7 protein-coding genes are annotated in these 6,800 nt (G+C 39.8%); all 7 read left to right on the plus strand.

Annotated elements, in window-relative coordinates; all coding sequences use genetic code 11:
- Positions 1–104 precede the first annotated feature (104 nt).
- On the plus strand, positions 105–1,349 hold the full coding sequence (gene tssK, locus AC4GME_RS16115; RefSeq protein WP_490375848.1) for a type VI secretion system baseplate subunit TssK: 1,245 nt from the start codon (positions 105–107) through the stop codon (positions 1,347–1,349).
- Between the two features lie 45 nt (positions 1,350–1,394).
- Positions 1,395–1,772, plus strand: a complete 378-nt coding sequence (gene tssE, locus AC4GME_RS16120; protein ID WP_490379763.1) for a type VI secretion system baseplate subunit TssE — start codon at positions 1,395–1,397, stop codon at positions 1,770–1,772.
- A gap of 16 nt (positions 1,773–1,788) precedes the next feature.
- Complete coding sequence (locus AC4GME_RS16125) at positions 1,789–3,420, plus strand: hypothetical protein (RefSeq protein WP_490379764.1); 1,632 nt, start codon at positions 1,789–1,791, stop codon at positions 3,418–3,420.
- 32 nt (positions 3,421–3,452) lie between these two features.
- Positions 3,453–3,974 carry a hypothetical protein gene (locus AC4GME_RS16130; protein WP_490375845.1) on the plus strand — a complete coding sequence of 174 codons (522 nt, stop codon included), beginning with the start codon at positions 3,453–3,455 and terminating at the stop codon, positions 3,972–3,974.
- Between the two features lie 79 nt (positions 3,975–4,053).
- Complete coding sequence (locus AC4GME_RS16135; RefSeq protein WP_490375844.1) at positions 4,054–5,703, plus strand: type VI secretion system baseplate subunit TssF; 1,650 nt, start codon at positions 4,054–4,056, stop codon at positions 5,701–5,703.
- On the plus strand, positions 5,700–6,422 hold the full coding sequence (locus AC4GME_RS16140; RefSeq protein ID WP_490375843.1) for a DotU family type IV/VI secretion system protein: 723 nt from the start codon (positions 5,700–5,702) through the stop codon (positions 6,420–6,422). Before AC4GME_RS16135 ends, AC4GME_RS16140 begins: the two co-directional genes overlap by 4 nt.
- Positions 6,423–6,469: 47 nt before the next feature.
- The coding region (locus tag AC4GME_RS16145; protein ID WP_490379765.1) for a hypothetical protein at positions 6,470–6,800 on the plus strand (331 nt) is incomplete at its 3' end.

The following is a 6,800-nucleotide window of genomic DNA, read 5'->3' on the forward strand; positions in this document are numbered from 1 at the left end:
ATAAATACCCGCTAAGGTGCAGCGGGTATTTGCTCGGCAGCCGACTAAATATAAAGCAAACTCCTTTGACGGTTTTTTAACCACCAACATAAAGTGTGAAAACGATGGATGATAGATTAGCTAACGTAAGCTGGGAAATGGGACAGACTCTTCTGCCGGAGCATCTTTGTGCGCAGCAGGACTCCATTCTTGCCAATATGGCGCAAAGGTTTGATATGTATGGTTTGCCATTCTATGGTGTTGGCAAGCTCAAACTGAATGAGACCTTGCTTAGTGAGGGGATATTTTCTGTTCAGGAAATGAGTCTGGTTATGAGCTCAGGTTTGCTGCTGGACTTGCCGGGTAATTCAGTGCTTTCACCCTTTAACCTTAATGTATCAGGAACAACAAGCGTTGCTGTTTACCTCCATGTATTGAAACAAGCACAACCTGAAGGGAAAATGTCGGAGGGTTGGCAAGAACAAACAAATCTAAATATCCCTAGGGTTATATATTCTCTGGTGCTGTCATCGGAACAGGTATATCCGGATATTACTGAAACAATTAAGCTGGCCGAGTTTGATAAATCCCCAGAGGGTATATGGCAGTTATCTTTAAGCTTTATTCCCCCTTTGTTACAGGTAGGAAGATCGCCATTTCTGAAGAAGCCTTTGGCTGAGCTTGCGGAGTCTTTGGAATTGTTTCAATACAATTTATCTATGGATGTTGCCAGCGCCCTGAGTGGTGACATTTTGTTTAGCGTGAAGCAATGTTTGAAAAGCGTATTTAAGGCTAGAAGGTTTTTGGCGAACCTTGCTACGCAAGTACATTTACATCCTTATTATCTGTATGAAATGCTATATATCCTATATGCCGATGTTTGCTTTTACCGGAATTTAACGCCAGATAACATTTGCGCAGCCTATGAGCATAGTCAGCTTTCTACATTAAAAGACCTTATAGAAACTCTTAATGAACAAATGAGACTGGTTCGAAGTCGACCTCCATATTTGCCATTTGAGCTTAAAGATAATGTTTACCAAATCAAGTTGCCGCAAGAAATCAGACAGGCTGCTTATGTTTACCTTTTGATTCAGAAAGATCAGGTAGTAGCTGATATTAACATTGAAAATTTTAAACTGGCAGGTTTATCCCGATTGTCTCTGATCCATCAAATGGCTTTGCATGGTATTCCGTTGAAAAAGGTTGAACGCCCACCTTTTCAACATTCTTTTGGGGCAGAAGTGGAGTTTTATCTGTTCAAGGAAGGTGAAGAATGGGATCACGCACTGAATGAGATGGCGGTGGCATTTTATGATAGGTCCGAGTTGAAAAATACAAGCTTCTATCTGTATTGGCGGACAGGTTAGTCATGGGATGAACTGTTGCGTCCCTTAATAATAGGTTATGCGAAAATGACTTTTTTTACTAAGTTCGAAGAGAAAAAAGATATTGATAACAAAAATCTGTATCTATTGAGCATTGTTGAAAATTTAAATCATATGCTCAATACCAAAAAAGGTTATGGAAGCTTTCTTAAAGGGTACGGAATTCGAGATATGAACCAGCACAGTTCATATGATCAGTTATCTGCCGCGATTATGGAAGAAGTTAAATACAATATTGAACACTATGAATCGAGATTACTGCTGGAAGAGATAACGTTGCTTGATGACAGTAATCCCTTTCGTATTTCATTTAAAATTCGATGCAGGATAAAGGAGACAGAAAAATCTTTAGTGATGGAATTTGATTCTGTATATAAAGATTTTACTGTGAGATATGGTTGCTAACTTAGATGGAAATAAAATGTTTACTGATGCACTTGAAATCGCTATGAAGCTAACTATTGCCGGGGAATCATTTAATATCCCTGCTGGTAATATAAAAAACTTTACGCTCAATCTTAGACCTTATGGTTTTTTTTCGGAACTTAGCTTTTGGGTATCTCTGGTGACTAAAGAAGATAAAATATTTGACCATTTTACAACAGATGCCTTGATTGAGGTGTTGCTAAAAATTGAGCCCCATTTTAAACCTGATAATGAATCGAGTCAGTCAGAAATAGAGCCGATAGAATTACAAGGCCTGGTTATGGATAAGGTGATTCTAAACGAGGTTACTATTGAAAATGTGCATTTGCAGGGGGATCTGGTTTTGTACAGGCACTACCAGATACAGTTTGCTGATCCGGCATTCGTTCTCTGGCGTCAACATTTTCCCTGCGATATATTGGTGGATAAAAGTGTCAAAGAGTTGATCGAATCCAATAGAACCAACAATGTATTAATACAATATGACTGGCCTGAAATTGAGGAAGAATTTGCTATCAATACTCTACCCTTAGGGGCTGAAAATAATAATGTCAGTTTTTATGACTTTATAGTTTGGTATGTTGCTTCTCAAAATGCTGTTTTTACATACAATCTTAAGAGTAATGAATATCTTCTTGCCAAGAATAAGGATCAAAATAGTGATGCGGTTGCGATCAGCAAGCTGGAAATATCATCGCATCAGATAAAGTTCCCTGCTAGTACTAGATATAATGACAGGCTAATGAACATTTTTTCAGAAAATCCAGGTAAAAAGCAGACTGACCGTCAGCAAGCTATAACAGGTATTCGTCGGGATATTCTGGTTCGACAGCCGATTGCAGCTGAATTTGACAAAGCATTCGATCTTGAATCTGAAAAACAAAAAAGTCGCAGTCATGAAATAGAGTTTAACCATTGCCGTTTTCCTCTGCTCACTTATCGGCCAGGCATTATTGTTAAACTTGAGGGTGGTTTATGGAGCGATAAGATTTTTCTATTGGGGCAAGAGTACCGGGTGCGAGATGTTTTTATTCAGGCTCGTGCAGTCAATGAAGAAGCGGATAGTGAACACAATATGCCGTTCTGTCGCTACCATATTGATATGCAATCACAATTAGAATTGAAAGACGAAACTGCACTTAACTTGCCTGAATATGAATATCCTCAATTTCCACTGTATGTAGAAGGAAAAATAATCAGTGAGCAGGGGGCTGATGAAGATGAGACTTATCAGTTCTATCAGCATCCCCAAACCAGCCTTGAACAATACCGGATAAAGCTGCCGCTTTTTGATAACCAACAGCTAGTGGCACCTTTTGAACCGATTTTTTCTCCGGGGCATTTTTATTTTCCTGCATATAAAGATGCAAGGGTCTTGTTGGCAGTTGATTTTCATTGTGCTCGCATTGTCAGGTTTCTGGACTGGCGTCCCGATTGCCGTTTGCCTATGGAAAGTCAAGGGAACCACTTATTGCTTGGTATTAATGACAGCAGTAAGACCTCTATTAACCATATTTATGTGGACAACAAACCTAGGATGAATATGCAACGGACTTCGGGGGCGGACACGCAAAAAATACAGTTTCATGAAGGAAGAATTGTGCTGGAAACTAAACAGGAAGAATGATACGTCTAACGATAGCTAAAGGGTATTGAGTTATGGAAACACTGGTTTGCCGGATAGAACTTGATAAAGAAAAAGGGATCATTCTGACTGTAGAAAATGATGATGATTCAATTGTTCAAACTATTGTTATGGATGGTACCAGTATTAAATCAAAGGTTGAAGGATCTAAAGATTCAAGCTCGATTACCCAGACGCAGGAAGGCGTTTTTATGCAGTGTTCTACGTTTGTTCTTGATGCGGAAACCATAACCTGTAAGTCAAAAAAGGCAACACAGCTTCAAAGCGGCCTAAATTTTGACATCAAAAGCAAAGCTGATATTTCCGTTGAAGCTAGTAAAAAAGCGGTATTGAAAGCAATGGATGTCAGTATTAATGGCACTGTCAATACTGAGGTGAAAGCTGTAAAACTAAGTATGGAAGGGAGCGCTAGTGCTGAATTAAAAGCGGCGTCTATCAAACTTGAGTCGAAGGGAATGTTGGATCTTATCTCTAATGGTCTTGCTACTTTGAAAGGTAGTTTGGTTAATATCAAAGGAATTTTGAATCTGGGATAACTTACGCAAAATTTGGCTTTTTAAATGGTACGTTCGGTAAGTATTAGAACGATAATTTATAGGATTTGTGCTGATTATTATGAAGATAGATGAAAGCCTTTATAAAACATTTTTGGAAGAGATGGGCGCACTTGATAGCTTCCGGATGACTTATGCTTCGCTGCATCCTGGCGTACCTCTGGCTCATGACGATCCTGATGTCAAACGCTTAATTGAGGCTATGGCCCTCTTTTCAGCTCGTACGCGCTTAGCAGGAACACGCAATATCAGCGCCACGCACCGACGAATTTTTCAGCAGTTTTTCCCTTATCTTTTGAGTCCTTTGCCGGCCATGACCTTATTACAAGCTCAGCCGACAAGACACCTTGCTGAAACTATTGATCTGCCAAAAGGATCGGAAATTGCTGTTTCATCAGAAACCAAGGGTACCGCACTATTTAAAACCATGAGCCAGCTGCGGATCTTACCGATAACTCTTTCGGAATTTAATCTGTTGTCATTACCGAATAAGGGGTATCGGATGACACTGCGTCTGAAGGCATCTTTTGTTCGTAGCGAAGATATTGGTAGGATTAGTTTCCAGATTAATCATTTAGGTAATTATGAAGCTTCACAAGGTGTTCTAGTTAAATTACAGAAACACATAAAGCGTGCAACAGTGGTTTTTAACGAAAAAGTTTGTGAAACCACACCTGGTACACCCTGCGATGTGTCGTATGGTCTCCCGATTGATGATGAAGATAATGACTTTACCCATCCGCTTGAGAAGGAACGGCTGTTTTTTCATTTTCCCTGGCAGGAGTTATTTTTCAATATTGAAGTTGGCAAGCCTCCTCGCAACTGGACCGATTTTACTATTATTCTTGACCTTGATTCGGAGTGGCCTGCCAATCTTGTACTAAATCGCGATGTGTTTCGATTATTTACAATCCCTATGATTAACCTGCATAAAGGTGTTTCCCAGGCGATAAGCTGCAATGGAACAAAAGAGGCATATGCTATACACCATTCTGATTTGGAACAGGGTTATAGTCTCCACTCCGTACTCGGAGTATATGAGATAGCTAAAGACGGCATGGTGCCGGTAAAACCCGGTATCCTTTCTGGGACAGTGCCTTCCTATGAGACCAGTGAAACAACCGATAGCCAGGGAAATAAACATCATTACCTCAACCTGCATTTTCCAAATGCATTTCAGCACCCTAAAACCATTACGACCGAGGCATTATGGATTCAACCCTGGTTTTCAGAGGCTATTTCTCAAAGGCTGGAAGTCACGCCATTCAGTCGCAGTGTTATAGGGGTAAAATGGGAACTACCGGTAGATTTTGTTCCCCATTCAGATAATTTTTTTCAGGAAAATATTGATGGCTTTCTGCAGTTTCTTGCCCTTACTAACAAGGAAATTTTAAATCGTGATGATTTAACCGACATTCTTTTGGTTATGGGAGGAATGCAGCAAGCTTCGTTTCATCAAATAATGGATTTGCTGCTAGAGCTTCGGGTTGAAAAATCGCAGCACCTTGGCAGTGAGGTGTCTAATCATATTAAACATCGCTATCAGCTACTTTTCAGGGACTATGATCCCAGTATGGAGCCGCTGGTTGAAACATTCGTGAGCCATGTAGAAAATATTCTCGATGCCTGGATTTCAGGTGCAAAGATTGAGGTTTATTATTTAACACCAGACAATAGTGTCATTTCATCAACAGAAAAGAAAAGCTTATGAAAAATCAATATTGGGAAGCAGTTCATCAGGTTTATAGCAAAATGGAATCACTCTGTGGCGCTAGACTCCGTACTCCGGATACTCCACTTTTTTACGGTGATACAAAAGATAAAGTTAAAGTTAAAGATAAAGTTAAAGATGTGTCAAAAGCCCCGCCGCAGGATCAATCTCAAACTCCTTTGTGCACCGATGATGTTGTGAATATTCGAACGGAGATGCGGACTCAGCTTGATTTTTTGCGGGCTACGGTTTCAGAGTTGTATTCTGAGCGCGACGTTTATCTGATTATTTTCCCTATTGTTGCACATATTGATGAATTAATTCAAACCAGTTTTTTACGGGAAATGCAAACAGGTTGGCCGCTTTTACAGAAAGAGCTTTTTAAGTTGGATAATGCCGGAGAAGTATTTTATGAAATTATCGACGATATTTTGTTAAAGCCTCAGACACCTGTTTTTATTTTTGAAATTTACTATTTTTGTCTGAGTTACGGCTTTCGCGGAAGGTATGAGGGTAACCCTGTTAAGGTCAAGGAGTACATGAAAAAACTGCAATCAAGATTACAGCAGGACATGCTTGACATTACTTCAGTTGAAGTCGAAGAGGCGGCTATGGGTAATATAGGCAGCTTTAATTCTCCTTATATGAACTACCTGATCGCAGCCGGAGCTATTTTAGGTGTTTATCTGTTTTTCATTATTTTAGGAAAATACATATAGATAGTGCTGTTGCTTTAGAAAATTCGCGAATGAAAATGGAGCTGCTTTTGACGGATAAAATAGATGAATTGTTTTCCCCTGAGCGATTACACGGTAATTGGAACAAAACGGCTAACGGTAATGATCAAGAAGCAGATAGTGCGCCTCAGATTGTCGATTACTTACAAATTCTGCAAGGGGTGTCAGTTTTGGTTGAACAGCGATTTTTACATGATGATGCAATGGTACTTCGTCTACTACTTGGTGATTTAAAGATATTATTAGAACAAAAATATCCGGCGGCGGAAACGGTTAACACCCATATTGACGAAAAAAGCGCTGCTGAAACCGGCGCTGTGGACGTGCAAATTGATCAGCTTATCAATCAAGTCGAAGATT

The organism is Psychromonas sp. (genome assembly GCF_983033635.1).

Coding starts and splice junctions, on each gene's coding strand:
- AC4GME_RS16140 (WP_490375843.1), top strand. CDS start 5,700: ATGAAAAATCAATATTGGGAAGCAGTTCATCAGGTTTATAGCAAAATG.
- AC4GME_RS16125 (WP_490379764.1), top strand. CDS start 1,789: ATGTTTACTGATGCACTTGAAATCGCTATGAAGCTAACTATTGCCGGG.
- AC4GME_RS16130 (WP_490375845.1), top strand. CDS start 3,453: ATGGAAACACTGGTTTGCCGGATAGAACTTGATAAAGAAAAAGGGATC.
- tssE (WP_490379763.1), top strand. CDS start 1,395: ATGACTTTTTTTACTAAGTTCGAAGAGAAAAAAGATATTGATAACAAA.
- AC4GME_RS16135 (WP_490375844.1), top strand. CDS start 4,054: ATGAAGATAGATGAAAGCCTTTATAAAACATTTTTGGAAGAGATGGGC.
- tssK (WP_490375848.1), top strand. CDS start 105: ATGGATGATAGATTAGCTAACGTAAGCTGGGAAATGGGACAGACTCTT.